Raw genomic sequence first — 16,659 nt, forward strand, 5'->3', positions numbered from 1 at the left:
GCGGACTTGACAAGCCACGGAGCCTCGCCTCTGTTTTGAGCCTTGCGATTTTCATCCTTGCGGGCTCACACGTGTCAAAAATCCTTGTTGCCGAAAATTACCCCGGTTCCCACCTTGGCGCCCTGCGCGCCGCCCTCGAAGCCGCCGGCGTCGAAATCGACGAGCGCTTCATGCACGAGGGGGCCGATCTTCCTGCGAGCCCCGACGGCTATGCCGGGATCATCGTGCTCGGGGGCGCGCAGAATGCGCTGGCCGACGACGAGCATCCCTATCTGCCGCATCTGGTGCGGCTCACGCGGGCCTTCGGCGACGAGGGCAAGGCCGTGCTCGGCATTTGTCTGGGTTCGCAGATCATCGCCCGCGCCTATGGCGGTCGCAATGTGGTCGGCGGTCGTCCGCTGGAGATCGGCTGGCAGAATGTGTGGCCCACCGATGCCGGCCGGGCCGACCCTGTGGTCTCAACCCTCGGCGATGCCGCGCCCATGTTCCACTGGCATTTCGATACCTTCGATCTGCCCGAAGGTGCCGTGCATCTCGCCAGCTCCGCGCTGACACCGAATCAGGCCTTCCGCGTCGGCGACAAGGTCTATGCCCTGCAGTTCCATTTCGAGGCCGACACCCAGCTGGTCGGCGAGTGGGTCGAGGGCTTTGGCGATCATCTCAACCGCGTGGCCCCCGAGTGGTTCGCCACCTATCCCGAGGCTCTCGCCGCTCACGCGCCGCGGGCCGACGCCGTCGGGGCCGCCATCGCCAGAGCCTGGGTGGCGCTCGCTCACCAGTCGCCGAGCGCCGCCTGAACCACGGTCAGCGCCGCCACGGCCGCCGTGTCGGCCCTCAGGATGCGCGGGCCGAGCGGAATGATGGTCACGAAGGGCAGGGCGTGCAAAGTGGTGCGCTCGGCCTCCGAGAAGCCACCCTCCGGCCCGAGCAACACGGCGAGCGGGCCGCGCGGCAGAGCCGACAGCACCGGCCAGGGATTGGTGCTGTTCTCGCCCTCGTCGCAGAAGATCAGCCTCCGGCCCGGCTCGTCCCTGGCAAAGCGGGCGAGCAGCTTGTCGAGCTTCTCCTCGTCCTCCACCTGCGGCACATGCAGCACGCCGCATTGCTCGGCGGCTTCGATCACATTGGCGCGCATGCGCTCGATGTTCACCCGGCTCGCCTGGGTGTGCTGGGTGATCACCGGCTTCATCCGGCCGACACCCATCTCCACGGCCTTCTGCACCATGTAGTCGAGACGTGCGTGCTTGAGCGGCGCGAACAGATAAAGCAGGTCCGGGTCTTTGGGCTGTGGCCGGCTGGCCTTGAGGTCGATCAGCTCGGCGCTCTTGCGCGAGGCTACGTGCAGCTGGCCGCGCCATTCGCCGTCGCGACCGTTGAACACCAGCACGTCCGCCCCTGCTTCGAGGCGCAGGACGTTGAGGAGATAGTTGCTCTGGTCGCGATCGAAGGTGACGGTGACCTCTGCGGCGAGCGAAGCGTCCACGTGGACGCGCGGGGTGCGGAAATCGGAGTGTGCCATGCCGGCTCTATAGCCGAGACGGCCGGTCCGACGGAACAAAAAAAGAGGCGGCATCTTGCGACGCCGCCAGTTGTCGCCGGCAGGGGGCCGGGAAGGGGGCGGGTTCGGCAGGGGACGAGCCGAACCCGGCGCGTGACGGCCGGAGGGCAGGGGCAGGGCCGAGACGCGCGAACTGTTGCCTGATACCAAGCGTCATTGAAAATGACTCTTGGTATTCCGCATTCGAATTTCTCATGCCTTTGACGCAAATGAGAAATTCGAACTGGTATGAGGACAGGACCTGGAGCATCGACCGATCACGTTGGTTCAACCCGATCGGAAAGCGCCCCAGATTCCGGCATCATCAAGCCGCGCAAAGCTCCAGCTGCCTGGGTGCCGGGCACGAGTAACGGATCACCGGTGGCGGCTGCAGGGCCGTCTCGAAGGCGATCGTCGCCGCCAGAAAGGCGTCGCGTGCGGCACGGTCGGCAAAGCCGACCACCTTGCCCTTGTAGAGGGTGAGAGCCTCGCCCGAGACCGGCTTGCCGGTCCACGGGCAGACGTCATTGATGCAATCGGAAAGCCTCAGGGACGTCATTCACTCCTCCCTCTGACCGGGGGCGCCGCGATGTCTCCGCGGATGCCAAGCGCGTAATTGCGGGCGATATCCAGGCTGCGAGCCGCGGCCGTATGGGCCAGCTGCCGCGATACGTCGACCGAAAGCGGTGCCGAGAAGGCATCCCGCAGGTCGTTGCGCGTCAGGCCGATGTCGGCGAGCTCGTAGTCCGTGAAATCGTGCAATTGTTTGGCCACCAGACGATTGGAGACGATCGTCCATGCACGGCCGGACAGGCGCACAAAGTTGCGCACTGCCATGGCAGCGGACGCAAACATGGCGGAAGCGAGGGCGTTCAGCGTGAGGACCGGGGTCATGATCGGCTCCAGAAAAAAGATCGTCAAAAGGGGTGGCGCGACAAGCGCGCTTTCGGTTCAGAGGTTGGTTGGAGGTTGGAAGGAAAGCGTCCCCTCTTTCGGGGAGCGTGCGGACTATCCCAGATCGTCAGTCATTGGTCCAACGAATGTTTTCGATTGCACCAATCTGATTTTGTGATGAGTACCGCCAGGATGGCCGCGAGCGGCCGAAACCGGTCAATTGTTGGCGGTACGCACTTCCAGGATCTGCGCTTCGCGCGCTGCACGGGCTTCCTCTCGCCTCTGGGCAAGAACATAGCTAGGCTTGGTACCAATCTCTGTCAGCAGTGCACCGGCAACGTCCGAACGGCTGATGCCCATGTCGCTGAGTTCGCGGGCGTCCAGCGCCATCAGGCCGAGGGTCTGCCGGCGGTCGATCTCGGCGGCGATGATCGCGCCGATGCCCTTGAAGGCGCGCAGGGCGAGCGTGCCGGTAAATCCGAAGCCGTCGCGCCAACTGCGCACGGTAGACTGGCTGTGGTCGAGGGTCAGTGACATCTTGGCTCTCCTTCAGGCAACGACAGTCCGTTCACGGCGACGGCGTGTCGCGTGGCGAGATCGGTTCATCTCTGGCTGTCTTTCGATGCTGTCGTTATCTCACATGCGCCATCAATCAGTCTAGCGCATGTTTTTCATATTTCTCATCACGGATATTGATGCGTTGTCCGTTTCATCATATGATCAGACCCAACAGCAGCCATCCACCCGAAAACCGCACGACTGCGGCGCGACGCGTTCTCGGGGGCGACAAGAAAATCATGACGGCCGAATGCGGCTTAAATTGGGGGGCACGATGAACGTTCTCGATCTCGACCAGCTTCGCACCTTCGTGGCCATCGCCGAGGTCGGCTCGTTCACGGCTGCGGCCGATGTCGTGCACAAGACCCAGTCGGCCGTGTCCATGCAGATGCGCCGCCTCGAGGAACGCGTCGGCCGACCGATCTTCTCGCGCGACGGTCGCCAGAGCCGCCTCACCGAGGATGGCCACCGCCTGCTCGAATATGCCCGCCGCCTCATCCGCCTCAACGACGAGACGCTGTCGGCCTTCGAGGACCCCGGCCTCACCGGCACCGTCCGCCTCGGCATCCCCGACGACTACGCCGACCGCCTGTTGCCCACCGTGCTCGCCGGCTTCTCGCGCATCAATCCGATGATCGAGATCTACGTCGATTGCCAGCGTACTCACACCGTCGTCGACATGATCCGCGAAGGCGCGCTCGATCTCGGCATCATCAGCCACGGCGCCCACAGCACCGCGCGCGGCCAGGTGATCCGCCGCGAACAGCTCTTCTGGGTCGGCTCGCGCGATCATTGCGTCCACGAGCTCGATCCGGTGCCGCTGGCCCTGGGCCCCGAGGATTGCTGCTGGCGCTCCGAGTCAGTGCGCGCGCTTGATCGCGAAGGCCGTCGCTTCCGCGTCGCCTATACGTCCGGCGCCGCTCTGGCGCTTTCCGGTGCGGTGCTCGCCGGCCTCGCCGTCTCGGTGCTGCCGGAAAGCGCGCTCAAGCCCAACATGCGCATCCTCGGCGCCCGCGATGGCTTCCCCGATCTCGGCCACGCCGAAATCGGCCTCATCCGCGCCGATCACGCCAAGAGCCCGATCCACGACGTGCTGGCCAATCACATCGTCAACTCGCTCAGCAACCTCGCCATCGTCGAGCCGCCCACCGTCGGCATGGCCGCCGAGTAAGCAACTGCGCCCCTTCGCCGGAGCTTGGCTCAGCGCTTGTTCGGTCGGCTCAGGATGATCAGATTGCCGGCCACCACCGCGATCAGGCCGGCAACCGCCAGCGGTGTCCACACATAGCCTTCCTCGACGCTCGATATCGCCAGCGCGAAGATCGGGAAGATGACAGTGGCATATCCCGCCCGCGCCGCGCCGATGCGCGACATCAGCGTCAGATAGGCGGCAAACGCCGCCACCGACGACACCAGCGCCAGCCACAGCATGCCGCCGATGTACTTCGCACTGACGTCGATGGCGAAGGAGCGGTCGTTGACGAGCGACAGCCCCAGCATCAGCACCGCGCCATAGGCCATGCCCCAGGCGGTGGTCGAGAAGATCGGCAGGCCCGACCGCTGGTTGGCGCTCGCCAGAATGCTGCCCGAGCAGAAGAACAGCGTGCCGGCCACGCAAAAGCCGAGTCCCGTCAGCGCTCGCCCGTTGAAGTCGGTGCCGGCGATCTCCGGCCAGAACAACAGCCCGATGCCCATGAAACCCGTCAGCGCCCCAAGCGCCACGCGGCGCTCGATCCGCTGGCCCAGCAGCAGCGCCGACAGCAGCAGATTGCCCACCGACGCCAGCGAAAACACCACCGACAGCAGGCCGGAGGCCAGATAGGCGCCGCCCCGATAGAACAGGTAGAAGTTGGTCGAGAAGATCAGCGCGCCTTGCAAGGCAAAGCGCAGGTGCACCGATGCGGGAAAGCGGAGCCTCTGGCCCGTTGCCGTCAGCCAGGCGAACATCACCGCCGCCGCCAGCAGGAAGCGATAGGCCACCGACACTTCCGGCGCCACCACGCCCACCTGCCATTTCAGCGCAATCCAGCTGGTCGACCAGGCAAAGATGGTGAGGCCATAGAGGCCAAGTTCGACCAGACCGAAGGAATGATGCGGGGCTGCGGCGTCACGGGGTGTGGCAAGCGTCGACATGAAGACTTCCGGCTGAGACGAGAGCCGGCATTGTGGCGGCTGCCCGCCACAGCGTCCAATGAGGATTGTTCGTCGCACCGATCGGTCGTGTTGATCGATCGGTCAGGATCAGCGCGTCACCACCGCAACCGCCGCGCCCGCCATGACGACGCCGGCCGACCGGTTGAGCCGCTGCATCGCACGCGGGCTCTTGAAGAACTCGCGCGCCCCCGCCGCCGCCGCCGCGTAGGCACAGCCGATCGCCGACAGCAACACCACCATGGTCGCCACCAGTTCAAGATAGCCCGTCACGGTGATGCTCTCCAGCGGCACGATTGTTGGCAGCAGCGCCAGATAGAACACGATCGCCTTGGGATTGCCCAGCGTCAGCGCCAGGCCTGCCAGCACGGTGCGCACCGGGCTCTCGGCCGCCTTGGCCGCCACTTCGGCCGGATCGGGCCGCGAGGTCCACAGCTTCCAGGCGAGGAACAGGAGATAGGCCGCGCCGGCATAGCGGATCACCACGAAGATCAGCGCGAATTTCTGCGCGATCGCCGCAAGACCGAAGATGGCCAGCGACAGATAGCAGAAGTCGCCCATCACGATGCCCGCGATCATCGGCACCGCCGCCCAGAAGCCGCCGCCGAGCGCGCGCCCGACGATGGCCCCGATGCCGGGGCCCGGGGTCGCGGCAGCAAGGGTGAAGGCGCCAGCGAAAAGCAGCAGGGAGATCAACGTCATGATGTCGTCCGGAGAAAACGCGGGCCCGTGCATTCGCGAATTGAAGCTTTCGCCATATGCCGAGCGCCGACCAGTATCGAATGCCAATGATAGCGCCACCCGGCCCAGCCTGACAAGGCGCCCTTTGTCTCTCCCCATCGCCAGCTCGGGTCGGGACGCCCCTCAAAAAGGGCCAGAAAACCCTCAAATTTACCTTGAATTACCCATTTCCGCAGGTCGCAAAGCCCGGAAACGTCGGGTTTTGCGATTATTTAACATGGTCACTCAACACTGATCGCATGAAAACGCCCGTTCTCCGCCTCCACCCGTCCGCCATCTTCAACCGCAAGGGCAACCTCGCCGGCTTCGTTGCCACGGCGCCCATGGCGGTGGCCATCGTCGCGCAGCTCGCCCTGATCGCGGCCGTGGCCTATGTCGCCTGGATGAGCGACATCGGGTTGGCGGACCGTCAGGCGGCGCTGGTGGCCAAGCGCCTGACCGACGAGATCGAGTATTATCGCAAGGATATCGGGGACATGGCCGCATGGCACGAAGTCTCCGACATGCTGGACAACGGCCCGTTCGATGCCCAGTTGCTGCAGGATACCTTCGCCTACAGCTCCTACACCTTCGCGCACCAGAAGACGCAGGCGGTCTTCACGCCGCAAGGCAAGCTCGTCTGGCTCGCCGACGAGGGGCTGACTACCGACTCGGCCCGCTATGACGAGCTGTGTGCCGGCTGTTCCGACGTTGCCGCGGCGGTGCAGGCCAAATATGCCGCTGCTGACAACCATTACATGGAAGATCTCTTCAACACGGAAATGCCCTTCGACGAGCGCCCCGCCTTGCCCGCAAGCTATCCGGCGGTGGCCAAGCTGGTGTCGATGAACGGCGAGCCCGTCTACATGATGGGATCGGTGATCAACGCCGCGCGGCCGCAGGATCGCAAGGCCGGTCCGCGCTACACCCTTGTGACGGCGCTGCATCTGGACAAGACCTTCCTCGCCCAGCTCGGGCAGGACCTCGGCATCACCGGTGTTGCCGTGGCAACCGACCGGGCTGCTCTCAAGGACGAAAACAGCTCACCCATCCTGGCGACTTATGACGGGCAGGTTCTGGGCTACATCACCTGGACGCATGAGCGGCCCTCGCTCGCCCTTCTGGTCAAGCTCCTGCCGGTTCTCGCCGTCTTCATGCTGATCTTCACCGGGCTGGTCGGCGCCCTCGTGCGCTGGCTGAAGCGCCTCTCCATCGACCAACTGGCCGGCGAGGTCCTGTCCAGCCACATGGCGCTGCACGACCCGCTCACCGGGCTCGGCAACCGCGCCTATCTTGCCAATGCGCTCGACGAGGTTCTGCCGCAGGCCGTCTCCGGCAAGCATCCCGCCGCCCTGCTGCTGCTCGACATGGACGGCTTCAAGGGCGTCAACGACACCTACGGCCATCAGGTCGGCGACGAGCTGATCCGCATGTTCGCCGATCGCCTGATGCGCGGCGTGCCGTCGAATGCGCGTGTCGTCCGCCTCGGCGGTGACGAATTCGCCGTCATCGTCCCCGACGCCGACCTTTCGCTGATCGAGCGTCTCGGCACTGGCATCCTCACCTTTGCCCGCGAACCCTTCCTGATCGACGGCATCGAGGCCCGCGTCGGCTGCTCCGTCGGTGTGGCGCTGGCTCCGGTTCACGCCGTCGATCGCACCGAACTCCTGCGCAAGGCCGACCTCGCGCTCTATCGCGCCAAGACCGACGGGCGCAATCGCTGGCGCCTGTTCGAAGACTCGCTCGATGTGGGCGCCCGCCAGCGCCGCGAGCTTGAAGAGAACCTGCGTTCGGCGCTCGAGTCCGGCGATCGCTTCTCGCTCGCCTATCAGCCCGAGTTTTCCGTCACCGGCCCCAATGCCACGCCCATCGGCGTGGAAGCGGCGCTGTGCTGGCGCCATGACAGCGGCGTGCTGGTCTCCGCCCGCGACATGATCCGCGCCGCCGAGGAAGTCGGTCTGGCCAGCGAACTCGGCAGCTTCGTGCTGCGGCGCGCCTGTCAGGACCGCAAGGCCATGGGCGAGGGCACCGTCACCGTCAACATGTCGCCGCTCGACGTCGCCGATCCCACCTTCCATGATCGCGTGATGATGATCCTCGACACCGCCGATTTCCCGCCCCATCGCCTCGAGATCGAACTGTCCGATGGTCTGCAGCACGCCAATGCCCCGCAGGTGCTTTCCGCCCTGCGCCGGCTGAAGGCGGCCGGCGTGCGCCTCTCCATCGACGGCTTTGGCGCCCGCTATGCCAACATCGCCCAGCTGCGCACCCTGCCCATCAGCAAGGTCAAGCTGGCGCCGACCCTGCTGCGCGGTCTCGAAGGCAGCCCGGACGCCCAGCGCCTGGTTGCCGCCATCACCGCATTGGGCAAGTCCATCGGTCTTGTGGTGGGGGCTGAAGGCGTCGAAACCGCCGGCCAGCTGCAGTTTCTCAAAGACGCCGGTTGTTCGGTTGCACAAGGAAGCTTCCTCGGCATCGGCGACGCTGCACCCAGCGTGCCGCCCCAGCGCAAGGCCGAAGACAAGGCAGCCTGATCAGGCTGCGCTCCGCACCGCTGCCCGCCGCCCGACCTCGGCGGCGGCGAACATCAGTCCGGCTCCCAGACAGACCGCCGCTGCGCTCGCCTCGAAGAGCGGCAGATATTCTGTGCCGTTCGCCATCACCCCGAACAGCGACGCCGACAGCAGCCGCGCCGTCACGTTGCTGAGGTCGAGCAGCGACGCCGACAGCCCGAGTCGGCCGCGGATCAGGTCCTGCATATAGGCAATGGGAATGCTGACCAGCGCCGAGATGGCAATCGCGCTCACCACCTGCAGGGCAAACACGTCCATCGTGCCGCGCGCCATCATCAGCAGCACGAGATAGGCGGCAAAGATCAGGGCCGCGATGGCCATCAGCGTTTCCCGCTGCAGCCGGCCGATGAGCCGCGCCCACAACATCATGAACGGCACTTCGAGGCCCGCGCAGATGCCGGCGTTGATGCCCACGTCGCGCGTCGTGCCGTGGAAGTCGTTGACCAGCGCCAGCGGCAGCGTCAAGGCGTGCAGTTCCAGCGCCATCTTGATGACCACATAGCCGGCCATGCCCACGAGGCCTGACAGTGCGATCGCCCGCCCGGGCCCGGCATCCGCTGCCCGCTTCGGCTGCTGGCTTGCGAGCCGTCCGGACGCCGTCACTTCCAGCCCGACGAAGATCAGTGCCACCACGCCATAGCCCGCCAGCGGCAAGGCATAGACGTCGAACACCGACCTTTCCGCCGCCAGCCAGCCGGCGAGCGGTGGCGCCAGCATCCAGGCCAGGGACAGGAGCGCCCGCATGGACGACAGCCGCACTTCGCCCTTTTCCCCCAGGCTCTCGGTGAAGAACAGCCGCATGTAGGCATAGATCTGGCCGTTCATTGCGCCGGCCACCGGCTGCAGTGCCAGCACCGAGGCCAGAAAGGTGATCTTGCTGCGAAAGAAGAAGTTGGCGCTCGCCGAGGCGATGCCGAACAGCGCGCAGAAGAGGATCAGCTTGCGCCGGTCGCCCGCCCGATCCGACAGGTGCCCCAGCAACATGGATGCGGCCACCTGCAGCAGCGATCCCGCAAACACGGCGCCGGCATAGGTTGCCGGTGCGAGGCCGATGGTCTCGACGCCGACGATCGCCCCATAGGGCACCGTCGCCCCCAGGGCGATACCGGAACTGAAGATCGAAATGGCGAGCAGGGAAGAGACGGGCAGGGTGCGGGGCATGTTCCCCCGCTTACACGGCAAACTTTCTGCCCGTCCATCAAATCTTTGCGATGGCACCCATCGCCCGTGCTTATCCCACCACGATCAGGTGCAGGCTGCGCGGCCCATGGGCTCCCAGCAGCAGCGTCTGTTCGATGTCGGCCGAACGCGATGGGCCGGTGATCATGTTCACCGTCCGCGGCAGCACGCCCACGCCGAAGCGGTCACGCAGCTGCGCCCAGACCGTTTCATAGTCGCCGGCGATGGTGCCGGCATGCACCACGATCAGGTGATGGTCGGGCAGGAAGTTCAGCGTCGTCGGATTGTGCGGTCCCGAGGTCAGGATCGCCGTGCCCGTCTCGGCCACGCCCGCATCGGCATAGGAGACGCAGACGAGGTCGTCGCCGGCACTCGGTCCGACCGCCACGATCAGCTGTCGCTGCGTGTTCCAGGGCAGGGCGGAGAGGCGTCCGTCGGCACCCATGCGCACCGCTTGCGGCAGGTTGTTCGAGCGCAGATAGCTCACCACGGCTTCCGGCACCTCGGTGGCGCTCTGGACCCGCTTCACCGAGGCGAACACGGCTTCGGCCTTGGCGCAGAACAGGGCCGTGCGTTCGTCCGGCGGCAGCTGTCCGCGTGCCGGGATCACCGATTTCGGCCGCCGCGTCAGCCGGTCGATCACCGTTGCGCGGCGGGTAAGGTCGGCGCCCGACGAGCCGATCGAGCGGCGCACGCGGGCGAGGATGGCATCACGGCTGGACATTACTTGCGACCCCGCTTCTTCCATTCGGTTCGGAAGGTCGAGCCCTCCGGCGCCGGCATGTCGCGCCAGGTCGTCCAGCCGCCGGCCAGCGGCAGCGACGTGAAGCGCCCCTTCTTGCGGCCGAGGAAGGACAGCGCCCGCGTGGCGATGCGTGTTCCAAGGCCATAGAGTTTCGGATGGGTGGCAGCAAACGCCCAGGCGCGCAAGGCCCAGCGCGTCGTGCGCGCGGTGAGATGTCGCTCGAACTCGCGCTCACGCCAGTGCCGCATCATCTTCGGCAGCGGAATGCGCATCGGGCAGACGCTCTCGCAGCGGCCGCAGAAGGTCGAGGCGTTCGGCAGGTGACCGCCCTGGTCGACGCCGATCAGCGACGGCGTCAGCACCGCGCCCATCGGCCCGGGATAGACCCAGCCATAGGCATGGCCGCCGATGGCGTGATAGACCGGGCAGTGGTTCATGCAGGCGCCGCAGCGGATGCAGCGCAGCATGTCCTCGAACTCGGTGCCGAGCATGGCCGAGCGGCCATTGTCCAGCAGCACCACATGATAATTCTCCGGCCCGTCCAGATCACCCGCCCGCTTCGGCCCGGTGGACAGCGTGGTGTAGACGCTCATCTCCTGTCCCGTGGCCGAGCGGCCGAGCACGCGCAGGATCTGCGCCACGTCGTTGAGTGTCGGCGTGATCTTCTCGATCGAAGCCACCACCACATGCGTCTTCGGCAGGATCTGCGTCAGGTCGCCGTTGCCCTCGTTGGTGACGATGATCGACGTGCCCGTCTCCGCCACCAGGAAGTTGGCGCCGGTGATGCCCACATCGGCGGCCAGAAAGCGTGCCCGCAGCTCGCCGCGCGCTTCGGCCAGCAGCGAGGTCGGTGCGGTCAGATCGCGTTTCGCGTCGAGATGGGTGTGGACCCGGCGGAAGTCGGCCTCCACCTCTTCCTTGTTCACGTGGATGGCCGGCGCGATGATGTGGCTCGGCGCTTCCCCGCGCAGCTGGATGATGTATTCGCCGAGATCGGTCTCGATCGGCTTGATGCCGTTGGCCTCCAGATGGGCGTTGAGGCCGATCTCCTCGGAGATCATCGACTTGCCCTTGGTCACCGTCCTGGCGCCGGCCTTCTGACAGATGTCGAGGATGATGGCATTGGCCTCGGCCGCATCGGCCGCCCAATGCACATGCCCACCGGCTTCCAGCACCCTCTTCTCGAAGGCCTCGAGATAGAGGTCGAGATGGGCGAGCGTGTGGTTCTTGATGTCGCGCGCACTGTCGCGCAGCGCCTCGAACTCGGGCAGGGCCTCGGCGGCAATGCGCCGTTTCTCGATGAAGCCCTTTTCCACATTGCCCATGGCCTTCTGCAGCGACGGGCTGTGCAGCGCCCCATGGGCATTGGACTTGAACTCGGGAGAGGTCGGATGAACGGACATGTCTGGCTTTCTTCCTGGAGCATCCGCCGATCAGGTTGAAACAACCTGATCGACAAGCGGCTGCTCCAACTTTTGAGGCAAGAGCGATTTCTGATCGATCAGGTGACCATACCTGATCGGAAATCGCTCTCGTCCGGCAGATAGTCGGGATCGCGCAATTGGGCGAACGAATAGGGGCATTCAGCTGGAAATGCCGCGCGCGGCAGTCCGGTCTCGATCATTGCTTCCTTGAGCCCGCGGCCGAAGGCAATCGTCACGATCTCCTGGATCTGCGCCTTGAGCGACGGGTTCGCCTTCAGGCGATCTTCGATGTTGTCGCGCTCACGGCTGATGGTGACCTGCCAGGACGCACTGCGCTTCTCCGGCTGGTACTGCCACTTCAGCAGATGGGCGATCAGCAGCCGATAGGACGATGTCAGGGCGTGCAACTGCTCCTTGCCCATGCTCTCCAGCTCCTCGATCACATTGGGCAAGTCCATTTCGGCAAAGCGCTTCTGGCGCAGGAGTTCGGCCTGTTCGAACGCCCAAGCATAGGTATCGTCCTCATAGTCCGTCGGGACGGCAAAATACGGCTTCTCCTTCGCCTTGCCCATGTCCGTCTCCATTTGTGAACCGCGACACGAACGTCAGCGGCCTTTACCCCTCTCTCCAACTCTCCCCCGCAAGGGGGGAGAGGGCCGGACAGGCGTTTCCGGCCAGAACCTTCCGCGCTTGATTGGTTCGCTTAGGAACCAAGCGGCGCTCTCTCCCCCCTTGCGGGGGAGAGTTGGAGAGAGGGGTGGCTGGCTGAAGCCAGTCAAAAAGCTAATCCCTCGCCCCACTATCGCACAAATCCTGCCTTACCGCTTCTCGCCAATCGCCGGGCCCGTCGCCAGGCCCGCCAGGATCTCCGCCACGTGGCGAACCTCGATGTCCGAGCCCTCGCGCTTCAGCTTGCCGGCCATGTTGAGCAGGCAGCCCATGTCGCCGGCCACCAGCGTCCCGGCACCGCTGGCCCGGATGTTGGCGGTCTTCTTGGAAACGATCTTGTTGGAGATCTCGTCATATTTCACGCAGAAGGTGCCGCCGAAGCCGCAGCAGACGTCGCTGTCCTTCATCTCGGAGATCGTCAGCCCGTCGACACTCTCCAGCAGCTTGCGCGGCTGGCTCTTGATGCCGAGTTCGCGCAATCCCGAACAGCTGTCGTGATAGGTGATGGCGCCTTCGAAGGCGGCGATCACCGCCTTCACGCCCAGCACGTCGACGAGGAAGCTCACAAGTTCGAAGGTCTTTGCCGACAGCTTCTCCGCCCGGATCGACCAGCCGGCGTCGCCCTCGAACAGGTCGGCATAATGGGTCTTCACCATGCCGCCGCAGGAACCCGACGGGATCACCACGAAGTCGAACTCTTCGAAAGTGGCAATCACCTGCTCGGCAATGCGCCGGGCATCGGCCTTGTCGCCATTGTTGTAGGCCGGCTGGCCGCAGCAGGTCTGATTGTCGGGCACGAACACGTCGCAGCCCGCATCTTCCAGCAGTTTCACCGCCGAAAAGCCGACCGTCGGACGAAACATGTCGACGAGGCAGGTCACGAACAATCCCACACGCGGCTTCTTCGTCATGTCGCAAACATCCGGAAAACGCTTTGGCTTCAACTGGTCTACGCGCAACGGCGACGGCAGACAATGGCCCCTAAATAAAACACCCATACTCGGATGTCGAGTATGGGTGTTTTTTATTTATAATAATCAGGAGGCATCTGCCGAACGTCGGTGCACCCGTCGCCCGGCCTTTCGCTGCCAGATATCGCGCCGCGCCAGACGCCACTGAGGCAGGCGAATGAGCCTCACTTGGTGGTGATGCGGCCTTCCACCTTCTCGTCGATGGTCTTCTTGGCGGCCACATAGTCGATCACGTCGGTCGCCAGCAGATGGCCACCGTGCGCGTCGACCAGCACCTTGCCCTTGGTCAGCGCGGTGAAGCCGTCGCCACCCGACAGCATGTAGTCGTTGGTCGCCACCTTGTAGGTCTTGGCCGGATCGATCGCTTCGCCGTTCAGCGTCAGCGACACGATGCGCTTGCCCGCTTCCGCCGCCGGGTCATAGACCAGCTTCACGCCCGCCGATACCTGCGGGAATCGGCCGGCGCCCTTCTCCACCTGGCTGACGCCGTTTTCCAGCGCGGCGAGCACGTCGGCGCCGGTAAGCTCGGTCAGCACGGTGATGTTGCCGAAGGGCAGCTCGGTCAGGATGTCCTTGCGCGTCAGCGTCGCGCCGGCATCATACTGCTTGTCGGCGCGGATGCCGCCGCCGTTCATGATGGCGAGGTCGGCGCCGGTCTCTTGCTTGATCGCGTCGGCGATCAGATTGCCCATGGCCGACTCTTCCTTGCGCACCACGTTGCGGCGCGAATCGAGCGGACCGGTCGTGGTGCCGATGGCAACGCCGAGATCGGCCTCCAGCTTGGCCGAGAACTGGTCGACCATCTTCTGACTTTCCGGATCGGCCGTCACGGTGGCCGTGTCGATCACGCGGAAATAGGGATACCACTTGACCGTACGCTTGCCGTCCTTCTCCTCTACGTTGATGTCGAGATCGATCAGGGTGAGGATCGCGCCGTCGATGGAGGTTTCCGCATAGGCGGTCACACCGTCATAGGCCAAGGCGAAGTCATGGTCGTCGCCCGAGACGAACACGTCGAAGGCATGGCTCTTCAGGATCGCCTGGTCGTCGGTATGCGGGGCCTGCACCACACCGATGACGAGGTCGGCGCCGTCCTTGCGCGCCTGCTTGGCGGCGGCGATCGCCGAGTCCGCCGTCGGGCCGAACTTCCAGTCGCCCGGCGAGGAAACTTCCGGCGTCGTGTCCTGCGCCACCGGGATCAGCGCCACCTTGAGGCCGGCGATCTCCTTGACCATCACGCCGCCGACGCCGTCGATCGGCGAGCCGTCGGCCTTGGTCAGGTTGATGGCGGCCCAGGGATACTTGGCTTCGGCGATGCGCTGCTTGAACACATCCTGGCCGAAGTCGAACTCATGGTTGCCTGGCACGGCAATGTCGAAGGGCACCAGATTGGTCAGCGCCACCGTGTTGGCGCCGAAGTCGAGACCGGACAGCAGCGAGGGCGAGAACATGTCGCCGTCGAACAGGTAGAGGAAGTTGCCGTGCTTGTCGCGCTCGGCGCGGGCCACAGCGTTCACCTTGGCAAAACCGCCCCGTTCCTTGCCGCCCTGGAAGTTGTAAATGTCGCCGACGCCCAGGATTGTCAGCTTGATGTTCTCCGCCTGCGCCGGAGCCAGCGCTGCCATCAGCGCCACGCCGCTCACGGCCAGCGTCTTCTTGAGAGAAACGAACTTGAGCATGACCTTGGCCTCCAAATCGGGATTTTTGGTTTCAAGGCGGCCACAGTGGCCAATAAAGATGACAAAGCCAAGACGCTTGTTTAGCCGGCTCTGCTGATCCTTTGGTCGGATAGTGAAAACTGCCAAGCTCCCCCTGTGCGGGCCTGCGCCATAAGACGCCATTTGCAGCCGCGCGGAATCGGATAAGCTCACCCTGCAATTGCCGCCGTTTCCAGCCGGAAGTCCTTTCATGACGAGCCCCGCCGCCCCCAACAGCGCTTCCCATGGTCCCTGGGCCGTGCATCCCTTGCGCGCCCGCATTCTCGGCGAGGTGCACGCGCGGCCGTTCCGCGTCATGGAAAGCCCGCGCGTTGTCCTGCATTATGCCTTCCAGACGCCACCGGCCTCCGCCTCGGCCGACCGGGCCTTCCTCAACTCCTATTGCCTGCAGCGCGGTCTCGAAGGGCCGGGCCTCGAGCGCAAGTTCCACGTGGTCGACGTGGCTGGCGGTACGCTGCGCTGGGAGCAGTTCACCGAGTTCACCACCTATACCTTCGACCGCGCTCCCTCGGGCGATCCCGATCCCTTCCGCGCGCCGGTCGAGGATCCCTTCGGCGCCGGCTTCCAGCCGCCGGGCGAACTGGTGGTCGCCACCCGGCTCGATCTCGTGCCCGAGGCCGAGCTTGCCGGCGGCATCGAGGGGGCCTTCGCCTCCTTCGAGGATATCTGGGTGTCCGCCTCGCATGTGGTGGACCGCACGGCGCTGATCGTCACCGATTTCCGCGTCGATCGCGACGGCCGCACCCGCATCCTCGTGGTCGATCGCGGCCTGCATGCCCGCCATGTCGGCGCGCTGATCCAGCGCCTTCTGGAAATCGAGACCTATCGCACCTTCGCCATGCTCGGCCTGCCCGAGGCGCAGGCCATCGCCCCCACCATCAACTCCATCGAGAAGCGTCTCGTAGAGATCGCATCGGAAATCCGCTCATCGGCCGGCCTCGAGCAGAACCGGCTGATGCTCGAGCATCTGTCCGAACTCACCGCCGACCTCGAGGCCGCCGCCGCTGCCAGCGCCTATCGCTTCGGCGCCTCGCGCGCCTATGACGAGATCGTCGGCTCGCGCCTCGGCGCCATCCGCGAGGAGGGCTATGAGGGCTATTCCACCTGGGCCGCCTTCCTCGCCCGCCGCACCGCGCCGGCCATGCGCACGCTGGAAACCCTGCAGGCCCGCCAGCACGACCTGTCGCAGCGCCTTGGCCGCGCCGCCAACCTGTTGCGCACCCGCGTCGACGTCGAGCTCGAACACCAGAACGGCGACCTGCTCGACTCCATGAACCGTCGCGCTCGCATGCAGCTGCGCCTGCAGCAGACCGTCGAAGGCCTCTCCGTCGCCGCCGTCAGCTATTATGTCGTCGGGCTGGTCGGCTATCTCGCCAAGGGCACCCACTTCCTCGGCCTCGAACAGCCCCCCGAACTCATCACCGCCCTTGCCGTCCTGCCGGTCCTGCTGCTGGTCTGGCTGGTGGTCCGCTCCATCCGCAAGAGCCACGGCGGCGAGGAGGGGCATTGAGGGGGAAGGG

16 protein-coding genes are annotated in these 16,659 nt (G+C 65.2%); 4 read left to right on the top strand and 12 right to left on the bottom strand.

What is annotated here, in order from left to right:
• The first annotated feature begins 71 nt into the window (after positions 1-71).
• Positions 72-797 (top strand): type 1 glutamine amidotransferase, encoded by a 726-nt coding sequence (locus L2I41_RS04390; protein WP_237152294.1) that lies wholly within the window; start codon positions 72-74, stop codon positions 795-797.
• Here L2I41_RS04390 and L2I41_RS04395 read toward each other — a convergent pair.
• From L2I41_RS04395 to L2I41_RS04410, 4 genes are all read right to left on the bottom strand, one after another.
• The gene (locus L2I41_RS04395; RefSeq protein ID WP_237152295.1) at positions 773-1,519 is read right to left on the bottom strand and encodes a 16S rRNA (uracil(1498)-N(3))-methyltransferase; all 747 of its coding nucleotides are present in this window, start codon (positions 1,517-1,519) and stop codon (positions 773-775) included. The genes L2I41_RS04390 and L2I41_RS04395 overlap by 25 nt on opposite strands.
• A gap of 343 nt (positions 1,520-1,862) precedes the next feature.
• Entirely contained in the window at positions 1,863-2,096 is a 234-nt protein-coding gene (locus tag L2I41_RS04400; protein ID WP_237152296.1) for a glutathione S-transferase, read from the bottom strand.
• Entirely contained in the window at positions 2,093-2,431 is a 339-nt protein-coding gene (locus L2I41_RS04405) for a YjiS-like domain-containing protein (RefSeq protein WP_237152297.1), read from the bottom strand. The genes L2I41_RS04400 and L2I41_RS04405 overlap by 4 nt, the downstream gene beginning before the upstream one ends.
• Positions 2,432-2,647: 216 nt before the next feature.
• Entirely contained in the window at positions 2,648-2,968 is a 321-nt protein-coding gene (locus L2I41_RS04410; protein ID WP_237152298.1) for a DUF1127 domain-containing protein, read from the bottom strand.
• A 295-nt stretch (positions 2,969-3,263) separates the two neighbouring features.
• Between L2I41_RS04410 and L2I41_RS04415 the strand changes: the two genes are divergently transcribed.
• Positions 3,264-4,160, top strand: a complete 897-nt coding sequence (locus L2I41_RS04415; protein WP_237152299.1) for a LysR substrate-binding domain-containing protein — start codon at positions 3,264-3,266, stop codon at positions 4,158-4,160.
• Positions 4,161-4,189: 29 nt separating this feature from the next.
• On the opposite strand, the gene L2I41_RS04420 is transcribed toward L2I41_RS04415, so the two are convergent.
• Together L2I41_RS04420 and L2I41_RS04425 are read right to left on the bottom strand one after the other, a co-directional pair.
• On the bottom strand, positions 4,190-5,122 hold the full coding sequence (locus tag L2I41_RS04420) for a DMT family transporter (RefSeq protein WP_237152300.1): 933 nt from the start codon (positions 5,120-5,122) through the stop codon (positions 4,190-4,192).
• Between the two features lie 108 nt (positions 5,123-5,230).
• On the bottom strand, positions 5,231-5,842 hold the full coding sequence (locus L2I41_RS04425; protein WP_237152301.1) for a LysE family translocator: 612 nt from the start codon (positions 5,840-5,842) through the stop codon (positions 5,231-5,233).
• A 278-nt stretch (positions 5,843-6,120) separates the two neighbouring features.
• On the opposite strand from L2I41_RS04425, the gene L2I41_RS04430 reads away from it, so the two are divergent.
• The gene (locus tag L2I41_RS04430) at positions 6,121-8,394 is read left to right on the top strand and encodes a putative bifunctional diguanylate cyclase/phosphodiesterase (protein ID WP_237152302.1); all 2,274 of its coding nucleotides are present in this window, start codon (positions 6,121-6,123) and stop codon (positions 8,392-8,394) included.
• On the opposite strand, the gene L2I41_RS04435 is transcribed toward L2I41_RS04430, so the two are convergent.
• The 6 genes from L2I41_RS04435 to L2I41_RS04460 form a co-directional block, all read right to left on the bottom strand.
• Entirely contained in the window at positions 8,395-9,594 is a 1,200-nt protein-coding gene (locus tag L2I41_RS04435; RefSeq protein WP_237152303.1) for an MFS transporter, read from the bottom strand.
• Positions 9,595-9,664: 70 nt separating this feature from the next.
• Complete coding sequence (locus L2I41_RS04440; RefSeq protein WP_237152304.1) at positions 9,665-10,336, bottom strand: LutC/YkgG family protein; 672 nt, start codon at positions 10,334-10,336, stop codon at positions 9,665-9,667.
• A complete protein-coding gene (locus L2I41_RS04445) occupies positions 10,336-11,760 on the bottom strand; it encodes a LutB/LldF family L-lactate oxidation iron-sulfur protein (RefSeq protein WP_237152305.1) in 1,425 nt (474 codons plus the stop codon). The genes L2I41_RS04440 and L2I41_RS04445 overlap by 1 nt, the downstream gene beginning before the upstream one ends.
• A 98-nt stretch (positions 11,761-11,858) precedes the next feature.
• The gene (locus tag L2I41_RS04450) at positions 11,859-12,353 is read right to left on the bottom strand and encodes a DUF29 domain-containing protein (RefSeq protein WP_237152306.1); all 495 of its coding nucleotides are present in this window, start codon (positions 12,351-12,353) and stop codon (positions 11,859-11,861) included.
• Positions 12,354-12,599: 246 nt separating this feature from the next.
• Positions 12,600-13,361, bottom strand: coding sequence for a (Fe-S)-binding protein (locus L2I41_RS04455; protein WP_237152307.1), 762 nt, complete (start codon positions 13,359-13,361; stop codon positions 12,600-12,602).
• A 224-nt stretch (positions 13,362-13,585) separates the two neighbouring features.
• Complete coding sequence (locus L2I41_RS04460; RefSeq protein WP_237152308.1) at positions 13,586-15,100, bottom strand: bifunctional metallophosphatase/5'-nucleotidase; 1,515 nt, start codon at positions 15,098-15,100, stop codon at positions 13,586-13,588.
• 229 nt (positions 15,101-15,329) lie between these two features.
• Here L2I41_RS04460 and L2I41_RS04465 point away from each other — a divergent pair, with 229 nt between their 5' ends.
• A complete protein-coding gene (locus L2I41_RS04465) occupies positions 15,330-16,649 on the top strand; it encodes a DUF3422 family protein (RefSeq protein WP_237152309.1) in 1,320 nt (439 codons plus the stop codon).
• Positions 16,650-16,659: the final 10 nt, after the last annotated feature.

The sequence above is a fragment of the Oryzibacter oryziterrae genome, assembly GCF_021864535.1.
GTDB lineage: Bacteria > Pseudomonadota > Alphaproteobacteria > Rhizobiales > Pleomorphomonadaceae > Pleomorphomonas > Pleomorphomonas oryziterrae.

Bases quoted from the DNA above. Each gene is read 5' to 3' on its own strand.
- L2I41_RS04395 (WP_237152295.1), bottom strand. From the start codon at position 1,519: ATGGCACACTCCGATTTCCGCACCCCGCGCGTCCACGTGGACGCTTCG.
- L2I41_RS04400 (WP_237152296.1), bottom strand. From the start codon at position 2,096: ATGACGTCCCTGAGGCTTTCCGATTGCATCAATGACGTCTGCCCGTGG.
- L2I41_RS04405 (WP_237152297.1), bottom strand. From the start codon at position 2,431: ATGACCCCGGTCCTCACGCTGAACGCCCTCGCTTCCGCCATGTTTGCG.
- L2I41_RS04410 (WP_237152298.1), bottom strand. From the start codon at position 2,968: ATGTCACTGACCCTCGACCACAGCCAGTCTACCGTGCGCAGTTGGCGC.
- L2I41_RS04415 (WP_237152299.1), top strand. From the start codon at position 3,264: ATGAACGTTCTCGATCTCGACCAGCTTCGCACCTTCGTGGCCATCGCC.
- L2I41_RS04420 (WP_237152300.1), bottom strand. From the start codon at position 5,122: ATGTCGACGCTTGCCACACCCCGTGACGCCGCAGCCCCGCATCATTCC.
- L2I41_RS04425 (WP_237152301.1), bottom strand. From the start codon at position 5,842: ATGACGTTGATCTCCCTGCTGCTTTTCGCTGGCGCCTTCACCCTTGCT.
- L2I41_RS04430 (WP_237152302.1), top strand. From the start codon at position 6,121: ATGAAAACGCCCGTTCTCCGCCTCCACCCGTCCGCCATCTTCAACCGC.
- L2I41_RS04435 (WP_237152303.1), bottom strand. From the start codon at position 9,594: ATGCCCCGCACCCTGCCCGTCTCTTCCCTGCTCGCCATTTCGATCTTC.
- L2I41_RS04440 (WP_237152304.1), bottom strand. From the start codon at position 10,336: ATGTCCAGCCGTGATGCCATCCTCGCCCGCGTGCGCCGCTCGATCGGC.
- L2I41_RS04445 (WP_237152305.1), bottom strand. From the start codon at position 11,760: ATGTCCGTTCATCCGACCTCTCCCGAGTTCAAGTCCAATGCCCATGGG.
- L2I41_RS04450 (WP_237152306.1), bottom strand. From the start codon at position 12,353: ATGGGCAAGGCGAAGGAGAAGCCGTATTTTGCCGTCCCGACGGACTAT.
- L2I41_RS04455 (WP_237152307.1), bottom strand. From the start codon at position 13,361: ATGACGAAGAAGCCGCGTGTGGGATTGTTCGTGACCTGCCTCGTCGAC.
- L2I41_RS04460 (WP_237152308.1), bottom strand. From the start codon at position 15,100: ATGCTCAAGTTCGTTTCTCTCAAGAAGACGCTGGCCGTGAGCGGCGTG.
- L2I41_RS04465 (WP_237152309.1), top strand. From the start codon at position 15,330: ATGACGAGCCCCGCCGCCCCCAACAGCGCTTCCCATGGTCCCTGGGCC.